The 18,030-nt window shown below is 44.8% G+C and carries 12 protein-coding genes; 7 read left to right on the top strand and 5 right to left on the bottom strand.

What is annotated here, in order from left to right:
- Positions 1-103: 103 nt before the first annotated feature.
- From K7A41_RS16390 to K7A41_RS16380, 3 genes are all read right to left on the bottom strand, one after another.
- Entirely contained in the window at positions 104-439 is a 336-nt protein-coding gene (locus K7A41_RS16390; RefSeq protein ID WP_028070476.1) for a HopJ type III effector protein, read from the bottom strand.
- Positions 440-462: 23 nt separating this feature from the next.
- Complete coding sequence (locus K7A41_RS16385) at positions 463-2,301, bottom strand: UbiD family decarboxylase (protein WP_265714550.1); 1,839 nt, start codon at positions 2,299-2,301, stop codon at positions 463-465.
- Positions 2,302-2,473: 172 nt separating this feature from the next.
- Positions 2,474-3,343 (bottom strand): hypothetical protein, encoded by an 870-nt coding sequence (locus tag K7A41_RS16380; protein ID WP_265714549.1) that lies wholly within the window; start codon positions 3,341-3,343, stop codon positions 2,474-2,476.
- 396 nt (positions 3,344-3,739) lie between these two features.
- Here K7A41_RS16380 and K7A41_RS16375 point away from each other — a divergent pair, with 396 nt between their 5' ends.
- From K7A41_RS16375 to K7A41_RS16360, 4 genes are all read left to right on the top strand, one after another.
- Positions 3,740-4,996 carry a deoxyribodipyrimidine photo-lyase gene (locus K7A41_RS16375; RefSeq protein WP_232048685.1) on the top strand — a complete coding sequence of 419 codons (1,257 nt, stop codon included), beginning with the start codon at positions 3,740-3,742 and terminating at the stop codon, positions 4,994-4,996.
- A 181-nt stretch (positions 4,997-5,177) separates the two neighbouring features.
- On the top strand, positions 5,178-7,919 hold the full coding sequence (locus K7A41_RS16370; protein WP_028070480.1) for a 2-oxoglutarate dehydrogenase E1 component: 2,742 nt from the start codon (positions 5,178-5,180) through the stop codon (positions 7,917-7,919).
- A gap of 63 nt (positions 7,920-7,982) precedes the next feature.
- On the top strand, positions 7,983-9,224 hold the full coding sequence (gene odhB, locus K7A41_RS16365; RefSeq protein ID WP_028070481.1) for a 2-oxoglutarate dehydrogenase complex dihydrolipoyllysine-residue succinyltransferase: 1,242 nt from the start codon (positions 7,983-7,985) through the stop codon (positions 9,222-9,224).
- Between the two features lie 219 nt (positions 9,225-9,443).
- Positions 9,444-10,502, top strand: coding sequence for a hypothetical protein (locus K7A41_RS16360; protein ID WP_265714548.1), 1,059 nt, complete (start codon positions 9,444-9,446; stop codon positions 10,500-10,502).
- A gap of 15 nt (positions 10,503-10,517) precedes the next feature.
- On the opposite strand, the gene K7A41_RS16355 is transcribed toward K7A41_RS16360, so the two are convergent.
- Together K7A41_RS16355 and K7A41_RS16350 are read right to left on the bottom strand one after the other, a co-directional pair.
- Complete coding sequence (locus K7A41_RS16355; protein WP_265714547.1) at positions 10,518-12,443, bottom strand: LTA synthase family protein; 1,926 nt, start codon at positions 12,441-12,443, stop codon at positions 10,518-10,520.
- Between the two features lie 4 nt (positions 12,444-12,447).
- Complete coding sequence (locus K7A41_RS16350) at positions 12,448-14,331, bottom strand: LTA synthase family protein (protein WP_265714546.1); 1,884 nt, start codon at positions 14,329-14,331, stop codon at positions 12,448-12,450.
- 195 nt (positions 14,332-14,526) lie between these two features.
- On the opposite strand from K7A41_RS16350, the gene K7A41_RS16345 reads away from it, so the two are divergent.
- The 3 genes from K7A41_RS16345 (at position 14,527) to K7A41_RS16335 (ending at position 18,012) form a co-directional block, all read left to right on the top strand.
- Positions 14,527-17,160 (top strand): valine--tRNA ligase, encoded by a 2,634-nt coding sequence (locus K7A41_RS16345; RefSeq protein ID WP_265714545.1) that lies wholly within the window; start codon positions 14,527-14,529, stop codon positions 17,158-17,160.
- A 142-nt stretch (positions 17,161-17,302) separates the two neighbouring features.
- Positions 17,303-17,617, top strand: a complete 315-nt coding sequence (locus K7A41_RS16340) for a DUF4342 domain-containing protein (RefSeq protein WP_028070486.1) — start codon at positions 17,303-17,305, stop codon at positions 17,615-17,617.
- A 23-nt stretch (positions 17,618-17,640) separates the two neighbouring features.
- A complete protein-coding gene (locus tag K7A41_RS16335; RefSeq protein ID WP_028070487.1) occupies positions 17,641-18,012 on the top strand; it encodes a MauE/DoxX family redox-associated membrane protein in 372 nt (123 codons plus the stop codon).
- Positions 18,013-18,030 lie beyond the last annotated feature (18 nt).

Genomic DNA, 18,030 nt, shown 5'->3' with positions numbered 1-18,030 from the left:
TACGCCGTCTATCAGTTACGATATAAGGGTACTGCTGCAGCACCCTTATATCGTAGCTATATTTCGGACGCCATGTAACCATGTAGCGCCACTTGACAAACTATTATTTGCTGATCAGCACATCCTGTTCAAAAACCACCCCATCCCAACCGTTTACCATAAATTGCCGGATATTCTGATGACCCTCGCCTGCAGGATTATCCAATACATTTTGATAATGTTCGGCAAACAGCCTCAAGGTGTCTTCTTCCGTCAGATGATTTAATCTGGCAAAATAAAAAAGTTTGGCGCTCCCCTGATTTTCAGCTTCTGAGTTTTTTAAGCTTCCATTCTGAAACGCCGCTGGGCGGTACTCGTAGTTCAGGGCAATATGGTCGAGGACTTCCTGAAACCGTAATTGCCCCCTTTTGGATCTTTCAATGAGTTCTTCTGTTTTCATTCGGGTTGATTAAGTATTGTCAATTATATAATTCCATGCAATGAACCGCCTTTGGCCCCCAGTTGGTCTACCCGCCTTTCGACCGCAGCATCTTTAATCAAAGCTGGAGCATGGTGAGGTTTGGTACGCGCGTCGATGATGATCGGCCCTTCACAACCCCAGTGCTTGAATGCGGTAAAACTTTTAATTCCATAGATGTCAAATGCCGGATTGCTCCTTGTAAAGGTGGTCCATACAAAATTATTCACCGTCGCTGCAGTAAAATCGGCATCATCACACAGCACGATCAGCGGAAGTCCTTCCCACGGAAGGTCAGCAGCAGCACGACACCACTCCGCAATCACCTTTTCCTCCTCTTCATAGCTCGTGAACGCCTGTCCCTCTATCGCCAGAATACCGGGCATCACCATTTTGGACCGGCTGAACGGCCTTGGCAGATCGAGATTAGCCGGCAGCTCCCGCTGTAGCTCCCGCTTTTTGCTTCCCGCAGCAGCAAACACCACTTTTGACCCTGTGTTAAGTCCGTCACCCGAATAATCGAGGGTATCGATGGTGGTGTTGGTCTGAAAATGCAGATCGCGTGTAGGGTCTATCCGTTCAAGAATATGCTTCAGAAAAGCAGGGATATCATCGATATCCAATGTTGGATTATCTTCATGAGCGGATATAAATAAATATTTGGCTAAGCTCAGCTGATTTTTTCCAAGAATTTGATTGGCAATGGTCAGAATCTCCTGGGGTCGGTCGACCTTTTGATAAGGTGTATAGCGTTCGGAACCAATAGCAAATAACAGCGGATGCACTCCAGCAGCATCTACGGCGTTGACAGCATGCAGCCCGGAAATCTCCTTGGGAATGGCGGTTCCTGTAATTTCGTGGATCAGTGCTCCAAAGCTAGTATCCTCCTGCGGAGGGCGTCCCACTACGGTAAACGACCAGATGGGATTTTTTTTATGATATACATTGTGCACCTTCATCAGCGGAAAAGGGTGTGTCAGGCTGTAATAGCCAATATGATCCCCAAAAGGACCTTCAGGTTTATTCTCATTGGGATATACCGTTCCGGTAATCACAAAATCGGCATCGGCTGAGATACAGAATCCCTCATCATCGTAAAAATAGCGAAATCTGCGGTTGCCAAGCGCTCCTGCAAAAATCATTTCTGAGAGTCCTTCCGGCAGCGGCATGACCGCCGACAACGGGTGAGCTGGCGGACCTCCGACGAAAATACTCACCTTAAGCGGTCTGCCCAACGCATTTGCTTTGGTCTGATGGATACCGATGCCCCGATGCAACTGATAATGCAGCCCGATCTCACGGTCCTTCACATAATCATTGCCGGACAGCTGAATACGGTACATACCAAGATTAGCGTGCAGGATACCGGGTTTATCTACATCTTCTGTATAAACTTGTGGCATAGTGACAAAAGCGCCGCCATCCATGGGCCAGTTGACAATCTGCGGAAGCTTGCTGATCTTCGTCCTGCCATATAGAATCGGAGCACCCGATTTCTTTTTCCAGGGCAAGGCACCGAGTGCAGTCATGGATGAGCCGATGTACTGAAAGGGATTTTTCAGCACGGCAGCAGGATTCATCTTGACATCCACGAGCTTCTTGAGGTGGTCCAGCGAATCTCTGAACATAAACTTTGAACGCTCAAGCGTCCCAAAAAGATTCGATACCGCAGGGAATTCCGAACCTTTGATATTTTCAAAGTAAAGCGCGGGCCCGGCCACATCAAATACCCGCATATGAATAGCCGCCATCTCCAGGTAAGGATCTACCTCTTCTTTGATTCTGATTAAATGACCATGTTTTTCAAGATCACCAACACATGCTTCTAAACTATTGTATCCCATATATTATTCTGCACCAACCGTTAATCCACAAATTTAACAGAATAATCCATATGTAAACAATTATTCCTGTGTGTTTACATGTAATTATCCTCATGCAGGCTTCGCATTTTGCGTTTCAAGAATACAAATCAACGACCACTGGCGGGACCGACGGCGGACAGTTACCAAAGGATCATGTATCCTGACAGACATAAGCTTTGAGCGGTGTAAACTGAAAGGGCTGAATTTTCTGCCAGGCAGAATTATCCACATTTTTTTCATAATACAGAACGCGCCTAAATTCGTCGATGTCTTCCTTATTGATATCATTAAAACGGCTCAGCAGAAGTTTCGCAAAAAACTTATTGACACCGATCTCCCGCTTCTGGGTTTCGGACGTGCAGTTCAGATATTGGTAAAACAGGCTTCTAAAAGTGATTTCCTCATTCCCGCCCAAGTAAATGACTTCCGAAAAAAAGTGATCTTCCCAAGGCATCTCACGCAGCCAACGATAAACATCCAGCAAAGGAAGAGGATGGAATTTTAAGGATGCCACCCAGTTCCAGTAGAATACCGTCTGCCGTTTTGCCAGTTTGGCAAACACGCGGTTGAGTATACTTTCTCTGCCGATGGCACTGCTTTTGATCACGATGGTATACCGTACCCGTAGCACTTCCAGTAGATTGCGCACAGGCTCCAAAAAATGCTCATCCATCAGCCGGGCAACATAAATAATACGGTTGTTGCCCCCTCTTTTGCAGATTTCTATAAAGTTACGCAGCCCCAGCAGCTCAAGCTGCAGCTGTATATCGTTGTCCAGTGAAGGCACCTGGGTAAAATAGATACCGAAATTGACATCACTGACCTCAAAGTTATCATAGGCTTCGCCCTTCCGCAAAAGATCAAGCTCAAAAAGCTTGGCTGTCACCCTTTCTTTCACAATTTTATTGAAAATGGACAGATTCCGTACCAGCCCCGTGACATCGAAATCTTTGGCCTGCAAATGACATGATGCCCGTCGTCCCAAATAAGTATTAAGACCGCTGATTAAAACCTTTTTCATCCCTAGTAATATTTCTGCGTATTCGCTTTTAAATGGCAGCAGCGAGTTCAGGCATCCGGCCTGTCGGCACCACAGCAGAGCAGCTTCTACCCTGTTGTTCCTGTACGTTATATGTTCTTCAGGCGCGGTGGTTTTTATCTCCAAATATGCTGACTAAAAAATATCATAATTCTCTGATTTTAGAACAGAGAAAGGTCAAATAAGTTTAAGACTATTTTGACTTTTTGGACAAATTTATCCCATCCTTCGCTTCAGCACCAATTTCTTTGTCCTTTTTATGTCAATTCGTGTCTAAAAGCTTTGAGGAACACAATATCCTTATATATTTGTAATTCTTCTGAAAATAGACTGCACTAAAAAGTATTTATCTTCACCTCTATGGACAAAAGGGCAATAATGATCTGGTTTAGGAATGATTTAAGACTTCATGACAATGAAGTGTTTTATCAGGCTTCCGAGAGGAGCTCTTTTATTATTCCCGTCTATTGTTTTGATCCCCGATACTTTGACCGCAATCCATTTGGCACGTTAAACACGGGTGTACTGCGGGCAGCGTTTATCATTGAGGCAGTCACTGCCCTAAAAGAAAAACTGCGTAGCCACGGAAGCGACCTACTGACATACATTGGCAGACCGGAAGATATTATTCCGCGGATCGCACAAAAGTACCAGGTCAACGAGGTGTATCACCATCGTGAAGTTGCCCTGCGCGAAACGTCGATCTCCGAAAAGGTTGAAAGCGAACTATGGAATAGCAAAATTAACCTCCGCCATTTTATCGGACACACCCTCTACCACAAAGAGGATCTTCCTTTTCCGATCAAAGATATTCCTAACGGATTTTCTGTTTTCAAGAAAAAAGTAGAACGGGAAAGCACTGTCCGGCAACCGATTCCATTCCCTTCGAATTTTCTGACCCCCCCGCATCTGGAGGACACCAAAATCCCAACCTTGAAGGATCTGGGGTACAGCGACGAAGAAATCCGTTCCGTAGACGATATTTATATTCTGGGCGGCGAGGACACGGCATTGAGCATCATGCATTCCCTGCTGTCGACTTATCCAGAAGCTGAGCAGGACCCCTTGATTTTAGGCCCTTTTATCGCTTCCGGAGCTCTTTCCCCTATCTTGCTGTACAACAATATCAAAAAATTGGGCGAGGGCAAAAAAGACAAGCGCTTCGAGAAAATCATTGAGATATTGCTCTGGAGGGATTATTTCCGTTTTATGCTCAAAAAGTACCCGAACATCTTCTTTAAGGCACAAGGGACAAAGGTTGGTACAGGGATGACCATCCCGGCCCTGACGGTAAATGAAGAAGAGTTTGAAAAATGGAAATCCGGCCATACCGAACATGACTTTATCAACAGCACCATGACGCAGCTGCAAAAAACCGGCTATATTCCCTATCAGGCCCGGCTTATTGCTGCCAGCTATCTGGTACATGAATATCAAGTCAACTGGCTACGGGGAGCCTCCTGGTTTGAAGAGCACCTGCTGGACTACTCGCCAGCTACGGTATATGGTCAATGGTCACATATTGCGGGCGTGGGCACAAGCGAAAAAGACAACAAAGCCCTCGACTGGCAAAAATTGATCAAAACGCACTTTCCAAACGGCCTTCCTAAAGAGGATGAATGGCTCGCCAAATAAATCGCTGGCTGGAATAAATAACGCTACTCGAAATGAAATCTACAGTGCGTTACAGGCCCCTTTTAAATCATGCTAAAAATGTTAAGAATCGGATAGATTTATTGATTAAATAATTCAATTTCAGTATTAGAAACTCTTTTTTTATTCATAACTTTGACAAATTTCATAGTTTTAATTGTAAATGGACAATCTGACATATTTGAGTAATGCTGATTCGGCTTATGTCGATGGCTTATATCAATCGTACAAGCAAGATCCCCAATCGGTAGATTTCGGATGGCAAAAATTCTTTGAAGGTTTTGATTTTGGTCAAAACGCTGGTGGAACAACAAGTTCAGTAGGTGAAGCGACTCCCGAGCACGTATTGAAAGAAATCAATGTACTGAACATGATCAATGGTTACCGTGACCGGGGCCATCTCTTTACACACACCAATCCTGTACGCGAAAGACGCAAATACTACCCTGGCAAAGAGCTCGAAACGTTTGGTCTTGCAGAGACCGATATGAACACAGTCTTCAATGCGGGGGTGGAAGTTGGATTAGGTCCGGCTACATTAAAAGACATCCGTCAGCTGGTAGAGGACACCTATTGCCGCTCTATCGGTGCAGAATTCAAATATATCCGTAATCCAGAAAAAATAAAATGGCTACAAGACCGCATGGAAGCGGATCGCAATATGCCGAAATTCTCCTTGGACACCAAGAAGAGAATCTTAAACAAATTGAACCATGCCGTTGCCTTCGAGAACTTTTTGGGCACCAAATTTTTGGGACAGAAACGCTTCTCTCTCGAAGGTGCAGAGAGCTTAATTCCAGCCTTGGATTCGGTGATCGAAAAAGGAGCTGAGATTGGTATTCAGGAATTTGTGATTGGTATGGCACACCGCGGCCGCTTGAATGTACTGACGAACATTATGGGTAAATCCTATAAGTCTGTGTTCTCAGAATTTGAAGGTAAAACCTACGCCGATGACCCAGAAGTAAATTTTGGCGGGGACGTAAAATACCACTTAGGTTTCTCTTCTGAAGTGAAAACCAACGACGGCAAGACTGTACATTTGAGCTTGGCACCTAATCCTTCCCATCTGGAAACTGTGGATCCGGTTGTAGAAGGAATGGTACGTTCTAAAATTGATTTCAAATACGACGGTGATTCCTCAAAAATTGCTCCGATCCTGATCCATGGTGATGCAGCGATTGCCGGTCAGGGTGTCGTGTATGAAGTGACTCAAATGTCGAAACTGGATGGTTACAAGACTGGTGGTACAGTTCACATTGTGATCAACAACCAGATCGGATTTACCACAAACTATAAAGATGCACGGTCGGGTACTTACTGTACAGACGTGGCAAAAATCACTTCTTCACCAGTCTTCCATGTCAATGGAGATGATGCCGAAGCGGTAGTATATGCGATCAATCTAGCGGTTGAATACCGTCAAAAGTATAAGACCGACGTATTCATTGATTTGTTATGTTATAGAAGATTTGGTCACAATGAAGCCGATGAACCAAAATTCACGCAGCCTTTATTGTACAAAATCATCGAAAAACATCCAAACCCAAAAGAGGTCTATGCGAAAAAATTAATCGCTGAAGGCAGCATTGATGAAGCCTATTCAAAAACTATAGAAAAAGAATTTAAGTCTGAACTACAGGCTAAATTCGAAGATGCAAAAACTGTCGAGGTATTAACCGAAGACATTCCGATGTTCAAAGGCGCTTGGGAAGGATTGCGTCCGGCCAAAAAAGGTGAAGTATCCACCACAACAGACAAAACAAAGGTGTCGAAAGAGACCTTCCTGAAATTAGCAAAAGAGATCACGACGCTACCTTCAGACAAAAAGTTCTTCCGTAAGATTACCCGTTTATTCGAAGACCGTGCAAAAATGATCAGCAGTGATTCATATGATTGGGCAATGGGTGAATTGATGGCGTATGCGACTTTATTGGATCAAGGTAACCGTGTCCGCATCTCCGGACAGGATGTACAACGCGGTACATTTTCACACCGTCATGCGGTATTGACACTGGAAGATTCAGAAGAAAAATATGTGCCGTTGGCTAATATCAAGGGTGGTGACAAATTCTCCATCTACAACTCTTTGCTTTCCGAATATGCCGTTTTAGGCTTTGAATATGGCTATGCTTCCTCTAACCCCAACTCATTAACGGTTTGGGAAGCACAGTTCGGCGACTTCTATAATGGCGCGCAGATCATCGTGGACCAATATCTGTCCAGTGCAGAGACCAAATGGAAGCGTTCAAACGGGCTTGTCATGATGTTGCCTCATGGTATGGAAGGACAAGGTCCCGAGCACTCTTCCGCACGTATCGAAAGATTCTTGGAATTGTGCGCGGATGAAAACATGATCCTTGCAAACTGTACGCTGCCAGCCAACTACTTCCATTTGTTGCGCCGTCAATTAGTTCGCGAGTTTCGCAAACCATTAGTCGTCTTCACACCAAAATCGTTGTTACGTCATCCGAAAGTGGTATCTCCATTGAAAGACTTTACCGAGGGGGCTTTTCAGGAAGTAATCGATGACGCTAACGTAGCGGCCAAAGATGTCAAACGTGTATTGTTCTGTTCAGGTAAAGTCTATTACGATTTATTGGAAAAACAGGAAGCAGACAAACGCAAAGACGTTGCCATCGTACGTCTGGAGCAGTTGTTCCCAATTCCAACAGAACAGCTGAAAGCCGTCCGTAAAAAATACAACAAAGCCAAAGAGTTTATCTGGGTGCAGGAAGAAAATGAGAACATGGGAGCATGGTCTTACTACTGCCGCAAGCTGATGGGAACAGAAATCGCATTTACCGGTTTTGTTGCTCGTAAAGAGAGCGGAAGTACAGCGACAGGTTATATGAAACAACACGTTGCACAACAAGCAGAGATCTTAAACAAATCATTCGAATAAAAACAATTTAAAACCAATTGCGTCTTATGTATAGGACGCAATTGTACATAAAGAACATTATATATGAGCTTAGAAATTAAAGTACCAACCGTAGGTGAATCAATCACGGAGGTAACCTTATCACAATGGTTAAAGCAAGATGGCGATTATGTGGAGATGGATGAAAACATCGCCGAATTGGAATCAGACAAGGCAACGTTTGAATTACCAGCAGAAAAAGCAGGTATCTTAAGAATCATTGCACAAGAAGGTGATACTTTAGAAATCGGTGCTGTCGTTTGTACAATTGAAGAAGGCGAAGCTCCTGCTGGCGGTGCTGCCCCTGCTGCAAAACCTGCCGCCGAAGCAACCCAAGCTGCTGCTCCAGCAGCTGCGGCAACTGATGAAGATCCGGATAGCTACGCTGCCGGTACAGCTTCCCCTGCCGCTGCAAAAATTTTGAGAGAAAAAGGAATCGATCCTTCTACTATAAAAGGAACAGGTAAAGATGGTCGTATCACCAAAGAGGATGCAGAAAAAGCACAGCCTGCTGCTAAGGCTGCCGCTCCAGCTGCAAAACCTGCTGCTCCTGCGACCACGGCTACTGCCGCTCCAGTTGCAGGTGCTAGAAATGAGCGTCGTGAAAAATTATCCTCATTGCGTAAAACCATTGCTAAACGTCTTGTAGCTGTTAAAAACGAAACTGCGATGCTGACGACTTTCAACGAAGTCAATATGCAACCAATCATGGATCTGCGCGCTAAATACAAAGATACGTTCAAAGAAAAATTTGGTATTGGCCTTGGATTTATGTCCTTCTTCACGAAAGCAGTTACAACAGCGTTGGCAGAATGGCCTGCAGTAAATGCCCGTATCGAAGACAACGAAATCGTGTATTCTGATTTTGCAGATATTTCGATTGCTGTTTCTGCACCAAAAGGATTAGTCGTACCAGTGATCCGCAATGCTGAATCCATGTCTTTGGAACAGATCGAAAAAGAGATCGCATCATTGGCCGGAAAAGCCCGTGATAACAAATTGACAATTGAAGAGATGACCGGCGGTACGTTTACCATCACCAATGGCGGTGTATTTGGATCAATGATGTCAACACCAATCATCAACGCACCGCAATCAGCAATCTTGGGTATGCACAATATTATCCAGCGTCCGGTAGCCGAGAATGGTCAGGTCGTGATCCGTCCGATGATGTACATTGCACTTTCGTACGATCACCGCATCATTGATGGCCGTGAATCGGTAAGCTTCCTGGTACGCGTTAAACAATTGTTGGAAGATCCAGCCCGCTTATTGTTGGGCGTATAATATCTATACGACTTACTATAAAAAAGACCTATGCCTCACGGTGTAGGTCTTTTTTTATTTCCGGCCTCAGCCTTGTTGTTTGCCACACTTTTCGAATATTAAATCGTTCATGGACACAAGCACGGTCATTGCATTTTAAATTCTACACCATATTCTTTATTTTCACCTCTGCCCAACTCAGCGTTTAGATGAGTGTGGACCTCAAGTTAGGAAAAGGTTATGAAGAAAAAAATTGCCGTGCTGACAGTTTGCCTTTCAATCTGGACAATGCTCTTGTTTAGTAACATGGCCAATCCAATGGCACCTCATAGTATCACCGGCCAGCTACTTCCAGTCAGCAAGGTTAAGGTCAGCAGCGAACGGATTGATATCCGGATAAAAAGGGATACTCTGGAACACGACTACCAGAGTCATTTTACGATAGTGTACCATATCCAGGCTGCAGAAGCCATGAATCTGCCCCTGCTTTTTCTCGCCTACAATTTGGATGGGCTGCAGCAGGTACTTGTGAACCAGAAGCAGACGGAGGCCAGAACTTTGGACCAGCCCAACGCCACATTTCCTTTTCTCCGTAGAGACAATGGGTCCTATGAAATTACTTACGACAGCCAACAATGGAGGCGGGTATCCCTAACCGATGCATTTTATTTTACAGCCCGCCTTAAACAAGGGGACAATACTGTTCAGGTCCAATACACGGCATCAATGGGCTTCGACCGGCGCGACATCCTGCCCAAGTATGAAATCGACTACCTGCTCTTTCCCTCCAAATACTGGTCTTCCTTTGGTCCAATAGACCTGTACTTGCATCTCGAAGGCAACATGGAAGTTGCAAAACAGGATATAGGAATTCCTGAACAGCAGACCACCGCCATGATCCACTGGATCATTCGCGCAGCCGGGGCTCGGGAAAGTTTTCATATTGACCTAAGTCCCAAAACGTCTATTGTAGCCAAAGCGATCCTATGGGTTAGCCCCAACCTCCTGGCACTGATCGGGTCAGTTGCGCTGCTATTTCTTCACCTACGGGCAATATACAGGAAATATGCACTCGGAAGAAATCGCTTTGCACTTTCAATCGGAAACCTGATCGTCCCAGCTTCGTTTTATACATTTGCATGGTTCTGGTCGGGTTTGGCCAATTATCTGGTTAATGGTGCGTTCGAGCAGCGCTCGCGCGGTTTTATCCTAATGGTCGTGCTGACATTACCCGTCCTATACCTTATCTATGGTTTGGTTTTGTTTTTGGTCGACCGCAGTATGAGAGCCAAACTTTGAAAAGCATTAGCTGATCTATCTGTTCACCGTCAGCTTATTTTCAATCATACGGTTATTGTACTGCTGGATAAAAGCTTTCATTTTGGTTTCCATCGTATCCAGAATGGCTGGCTGGGCTTTCAGCAGATCCTGTTTCATCAGTCGGTCCTGTTTAAGATTATATAAGGAATTAGGTTTCAGACCATCATAAGACATCATATAGTCTTTATAGTAAAAATTATAGCTCCCTGCATTGTTGTTAAGCACAAAATTGTCCCGTCCCGGCTGAAAGGCATCCGACCCGAACGCGAAATAAGGCTTGTCATAATGTAGGTAATTGAGTACGGTAGGCATAATATCTATCTGCTGCACCAGTTTATCTGCTTTGCCTACTAACCGATCCCCCGGCGCATAAAAGATGATCGGGATCTGGAAGCCGCCGGCTGTCGTCTGATATTCGGGCAGATAGCTTACGGTAGCATGGTCTGCACAGATAACAAACAGCGTATTGTCAAACCACGGCATCTTGGATGCCGTAGCAAAAAACTCGCGCAGGGCATTGTCTGTATATCCGATCGGTTCCTGAACAGGCAGCGGACCTTTGGGAAACCGTCCCTGATACTTCGCGGGAACTTTAAATGGATGGTGGGAAGACAAGGAAAAGAAGCTCGCAAAAAATGGCTGTTTGAACGTATTGATCGTTTTGGCAGTGAACTGCAGAAACGGCTCATCCCAGATCCCCCAGATACCGTCAAAGTCCTGATCATTATTATACTCATTCTTCCCATAATAATGCTGGATACCGGCCAATTTCATATAAGCTGAAAAGCCCATGCTGCCGTTCGGAGCTCCATGGAAAAAGGCCGTCTCATAGCCCTTTTCGGCCAGCAGTTTGGCCAGACTGGTAGTCTCGTTACCGGAATATACCGAAAGTACGAAAGGTTCACCTATAGATGGAATGCCGGTGATCACCGAGGGCAGCGCATCGATGGACTTGCGTCCATTCGCATAGGTATCCGTAAATGTGTAGGCATGGCGGATCAATGAGTCCAGGAAAGGGGTATAGCCCTTGTACTTACCCCCTTGGATATCTTTATTCAATTCACCGAAATGTTCTTTCGCAAAACTCTCCAGAATCAACACCACAACATTCTTTTTCTGAAAAGGCTTATCGGTCTTCGGCTGATGAACCGGATTATAAATCGCCATCAGCTGAGGGTCAGAATAATAATGGACGGGTTTGAGATTGACGGCTTTCAGCGTCTTTAAGATGCTAAATGGTGTATTCAGCACAATGTTCATTTCTTCGGGTGTCTCCACATAATCGCCTGCATTGCTCAGGGTGATGGGGCGCGTGCTATGAGCCCAGCCACCACGTACACCTCCTATAAACAGAAATATGGTCAGCAGAAAGAAAGGTATCTGCAACAGCAGTGACTTCCAGGTATACCGCTTCGGACGCTCAATCCGGATCAAACGATAGGATTTGATAAGCCCATAAACAATTAAGGCCAGAATAATGATCAGATACCAATAGTCCAGGCAGAAGTCGAAGGCCAGTTTGAGGAGATTGGACTCGTTTGAAAATTGGTCGAGCACCGTGCCTGTCGTGCGTTTTAGTGTAAAAGGATAATACGCAAAGTCGACCAGGTTCAGTGCAATACCGAGTGAATTGACCACCACAAAGATCCATTTAGACAACTTTTGATAAGTCTGATGATAAGTAAATGGTCCCGGCAGGGTCTGCATCACGATGAAGAGGATATTGAAATACAGTAGCGCTACAATATCAAAACGAACCCCACCGGCAAACATGACGAGCAGTTTGCTTCCATTCACATTGGGGAACAGGGAGGCGTTCATCAGATAAAATCCGCCGCGCAGCAGCGCATAAACGACTAAAAGAAAAGCAAAGCGGATAGCTACAGCAATATAAGGAGCTAGTATTCCTTTTAACTTCATGGCATCAATATTTTAGAAATTCACGATACACTTCCTGGTAATAAGCTTTGGCTATACTTAGAAGGCTGTCTGTCTTAGCCGCCGGATACTCTTTGTTCGCCTTATAATTGACAATGCGACCGACGTTGTCGAAAGATACCGCCTGCTTCGGAGTGATCACGCCAAACGCATCCTTGGAGTTATAAAAAGCCACCTGCGGCGTTGTGGGGTTAAACAGATCGCGGCTCCAGTGATATCGATCAGCCGGCAGTCTCAGCTGCTTCAGCAAGGTAGCAGCAAGGTCCGTTTGATTGCCGATTCGGTCGATTACCTTACCCCGGTATTCCGGTTTGATCACCTCTCCGAAGAAAATCAGCGGAATGTGAAATCTGTTGGGATGAGAGAGGTCCCACTTTTCGGATGGCAGCCGGTGACCATGATCGGCGACAACAATAAACAATGTATTTTTATACCAGGGCTCTTTTTTGGCTTTACTGATAAAATCAAAAACGGCAGAATCGGTATAGTTTGCCGTACTTCTAAACTTATCGGCATTGTTGCTGTTTCCGAACTTGTAACCGTGTTTTAACTCAAAGGGCTCGTGATTGATCAAGGTAAAAACCGTGGAGAAAAACGGTTGTTTTTCCTTGTTAAAATCCTGGATCATCCGATTGAAGACCACATGGTCATACACTCCCCAGGAGGCCCGCTCGGCATCCAGCCCAAAGCTGGCATTGTCAACGACCCTGGAGATGCCGTGAGTGAGCATATAGGATTTGAAATTATAGAACTCGCTCTGTCCACCGTGGTAAAACGAAGTTTCGTAACCTGCCCTGTCAAATTCCTGCCCGATGGCGGGCATATTTTCGTGTTTGTCAATATATTTGATGATGCTTTCCGGGCCTTGAGCGGGGAAACCGCTCAATATCGCCACCATTCCTTTGTCGGAGCGGTCCGCAGCAGCATAAATGCGATCGAATAAAATGCCACCCTTGATTAATTCTTCCATATGCGGAGTAATACCCTTTTCGCCGCCCAGCGACTCGATTAGATCGCCAACAAAGCTCTCCAACATGATAATTACGACATTGGGGCGCGTGGTGTTGAGAACTTCGACAGTGGAATCAGGCTGATTATGAAAGACAGGTTTTAATTGCTCCTGAACGGTCTGCAGATCGTCACCATAAAAGTTATAAGGGTTTTTGAGCTTTGTGCTTTTAGTAAAAAAGTCCCGCAACAATGACCATTGGGTGTTGACCGCCGCATGATTATAAAAGGTTTCTTCCGAGTAGTAAGCTTTGCTCGGGTTGAGGGTAGCGCGGCCATATCCGCCACGAATGAAAGTAAAGAGCACAAAAACACCTACTGCAAGTTTGAGGAAGTTACCGACAGGCGATTTGATATTGTAGAAATGAACCCTTTTAAACATCCAGCGGTAGATATAGTAGCCACAAAATATACCGATCATCATGCCCAGAATCGGAAAAAATACCGGTGTGGATTCAGCAGAGGCAACGGCACCCGAGGGAGATGCAAGAAAGGCGTCGATAGCACGTTTTGATATCTTATCTCCCCATTCACGGTAAATATTAACATTGATAAAGCTGACGACAAAAAATAACACCAGCACAACTACCGTATAAATATCGAGGATCGTCCGTTTGGGATGAGCTTTTGGAAAAAATCCCAGAATACAATACACCAGAAACGGGATCGCACAAATATAAGATACGGCAGAAAAGTCCAGACTCAAGCCGTGATAATAAATTCTGAAAATCTCGTTAAAGTGAGAAAAACCGATTTTCTCAAAGAAAGCGATAATAAAAATCAACCTGTCTATAAAACAGATAATTAACCAAAATAGAAAGTATTGTGTTAACGCTCTAAGCTCGTTTGCAAATCGTTGCATCCCTTATATAAAAATAAAACAGGCAAATTTACATTAATTTACATTAAAATCGGGCTAAATACTTAGTAATATGATGAAAAGATTAAAAACATGTGAACACCCGATAACAAGCTGAGCTCCTCAACAATAATGTTAGCAGAATCATAAGAATTCCTTACTTTTGTGTTCCTAAAAAGTTTGAATATAAAATTTAAAATGAGCATAGCGAAAACTTACAATCCAAAAGAAGCTGAAGAAAAATGGTACAGCTATTGGAAAGAGAACGGCTTTTTCCGTTCTACTCCGGACGAACGTGAACCTTATACGATTGTGATGCCGCCGCCAAACGTCACTGGCGTATTGCATATGGGGCACATGCTGAACAATACCATTCAAGACGTTTTGATCCGCCGTGCCCGCATGCAGGGTAAGAATGCATGCTGGGTACCAGGAACTGATCATGCCTCTATTGCCACGGAAGCTAAGGTCGTCGCTATGTTGAAGGAACAAGGCATTGACAAAAAGTCTTTGACCCGTGAAGATTTTTTAAAGCATGCCTGGGAATGGAAAGAGAAATATGGGGGCATTATCCTGAAGCAGCTTGAAAAACTGGGCGCTTCCTGCGACTGGGAACGCACGCGTTTTACGATGGACCCCGAGTTATACGAGTCGGTTATCCGTGTATTCGTTGACCTGTACAACAAAGGGCTGATCTATCGGGGCTACCGCATGGTCAACTGGGATCCTGAGGCGAAGACCAACATCTCCGATGAGGAAGTTATTTACAAAGAAAAGAATGGAAAGTTATACCATCTGAAATATCAGGTAGAAGGCACCGACAAATACATTGTGGTCGCGACAACCCGTCCCGAAACCATCTTTGGGGACACAGCGGTGTGTATCAACCCCAACGACGAACGGTATACCTGGCTGAAAGGAAAGCAGGTTATCGTGCCGATCGTAGGACGTAAAGTCAATATCATTGAAGACGAGTATGTTGACCTCGAGTTCGGAACGGGCTGTCTTAAAGTGACTCCCGCACATGACGTCAACGACTATGCGCTCGGCAAAAAGCATGATCTGGAGTTTGTGGATATTTTTACGGACGAAGCAAAATTAAATGAAAACGGTCTCCATTACGCCGGCATGGACCGCTTCAAAGTCCGCAAAGAAATTGAGCAGGAGCTCGAAGAAAAAGGACTACTCGAGAAAGTAGAAAATTACACCAATAACGTGGGCACATCGGAGCGCACAGGGGCGGTCATAGAACCAAAAATCTCGAATCAATGGTTCTTGAAAATGGAAGATCTTGCCAGACCGGCTTTGGACAATGTAATGGATGACACCATTAAGTTCCACCCGACCAAATTCAAAAACATCTACCGCAACTGGATGGAAAATGTAACCGACTGGAATATCTCGAGACAGTTGTGGTGGGGGCATCGGATACCAGCTTACTTCTACGGCGACGGCAATGATGACTTCGTTGTCGCACAGACAATTGAAGAAGCACTGGTACTCGCACAGGAAAAGTCCGGTAATGCACGGCTGACAATAACTGATCTGCGCCAGGATGAAGACGTTCTTGATACGTGGTTTTCGGCTTGGCTGTGGCCTATTTCTGTATTCAACGGCATCAACGAGCCCGAGAATGCGGAGATCAACTACTACTACCCCACACAGGATCTCGTTACCGCTCCTGATATTATTTTCTTCTGGGTGGCGCGCATGATCGTCTCGGGCTATGAATTCCGCGGACAGCTGCCTTTTGAAAATGTATATTTTACCGGTATCGTCCGTGACAAGCTGGGCCGAAAGATGTCAAAATCGCTGGGGAATTCACCGGATCCTATTGATCTGATGAATGAATACGGCGCCGATGCGACAAGGATGGGTATGCTTCTTACAGCTCCTGCCGGCAACGACCTACCTTTCGATGTGGAGCTTTGTGTACAGGGACGTAATTTTGCGAATAAAATCTGGAATGCTTTCCGTTTGGTTAAAGGCTGGGAAGCGGTGGAGTCTCCCGCTTCAGAATCAGATAAAATTGCCGCTGCATGGTTTGACGCGAGGTTTAATCAAACATTGACCGATATTGAAGAGCATTTCAAGCACTACCGATTGTCGGATGCGTTGATGGCAACCTATAAACTGGTCTGGGACGACTTCTGCGCCTGGTATCTTGAACTGGTAAAACCAGCGTATGGTTCACCGATTGCTGCCGCAACTTTAGACACTGTTAAAACGTTCTTTGAACGCGTATTGACGCTGGTGCATCCTTTTATGCCATTCATTACTGAAGAGTTATGGCATGATGAACTGTTTGGCAAAAATGCGAAAGACTGTATCATCGTCGCAGCATTCCCTACGGTAGACATTTATGATGAGCAGATGATCAAAGAATTTGCCATCGTCCAACAAATTATTTCTGAGATCCGCAATATCCGCAATTCGAAAGGGATATCACCAAAAGTAGCTTTGCCTCTGGCAGTCAATCAGCAATCAGACATCAACCTTGTGCAATATATTGCGATCATTTCAAAGATTGCGAACTTACAGGAAGTAACCTTTGTGACAGAGAAAGTCGCGGGTGCCACAAGCTTCCTTGCCGGCAAGGATGAATGCTATGTTATACTCGAAAACAACATCGATGTTGCTGCCGAACGCGAACGCATTGAGAAAGAACTCGCTTATCTAAAGGGCTTTCTCGTATCGGTTGAGAAAAAGCTTTCAAACGAACGTTTTGTTCAGAATGCAAAACCCGAAATCGTTGAAAATGAAAAAAGCAAAAAAGCCGACGCCGAAGCTAAGATCAAAATCCTGGAAGAAAGTTTAGCTGCATTGGGCTAATCATCATACAGCAAACAGAAGAGCCCCGTGTCTACCGCAGGACTCTTCTGTTTTATAAGCTCAGTACTCAAGCTGAACTTTGTTGCACGGAATCCTATAAAAAATGAATAACTTTATAAGAAGAAACTTAAATTATACGATTATGGGATTTAAAGAAACATTTCAGATCAACGGTGAAAACCTGCTACAGAAAATTAAGGATATTATCGCTGAGGGCAACGTTAATAAGATCAGTATCTCGGACAAACATGGGAAAGAAATTATGAGCTTTCCGGTTACCGTGGGGGCCATAGGACTTATCCTTGCTCCGGTATTTGCCGCCATAGGTGCTGTCGCGGCTCTCCTGACCGAGTGTACCATCACCGTCGAACGCAATAGCGACAAGAAAGAAGGTGACGGTCCCGATGACAAGCAAGATCCGCCTGCAGACCCTCCAAGGACGATTACCGTTCAGTAAGTAACTTCTTAACGTCTGATCCGATGAAAATAGTAAAGAACATCCTCTGCATTCTTTTTGGACTGCTGTTTATCAATGCCGGCCTGGATAAACTGTTACATTATATGCCTGTCCCGCCGATGGACATAAATATGCAAAAAGTCTTTGAAGCATTTATAACCATCCGGTGGTTATTGCCGCTCGTAGCCATTATTGAAATCATAGGCGGAGCACTGTTCCTTTTTCCACGAACGAGAACTGTCGGTGCTTTGGTTATTCTCCCCATACTTATTGGTATTTTTATCCACAATATGATTTTTGCTCCGGGCGGTCTTCTGTTCTGGGCTCCTCTGTTCCTGATCTGGTTGTGGGTAGTTTTCGAAAACTGGGGTAAGTACAGAAAGCTGATGGCGTAACAGAAAATGCAAAAACTT

It is taken from the genome of Sphingobacterium sp. InxBP1 (genome assembly GCF_026191775.1).
GTDB lineage: Bacteria > Bacteroidota > Bacteroidia > Sphingobacteriales > Sphingobacteriaceae > Sphingobacterium > Sphingobacterium thalpophilum.
The sequence above is the reverse complement of the archived record's forward strand: the minus strand, read 5'-3'. Positions and strand labels throughout refer to the sequence as shown.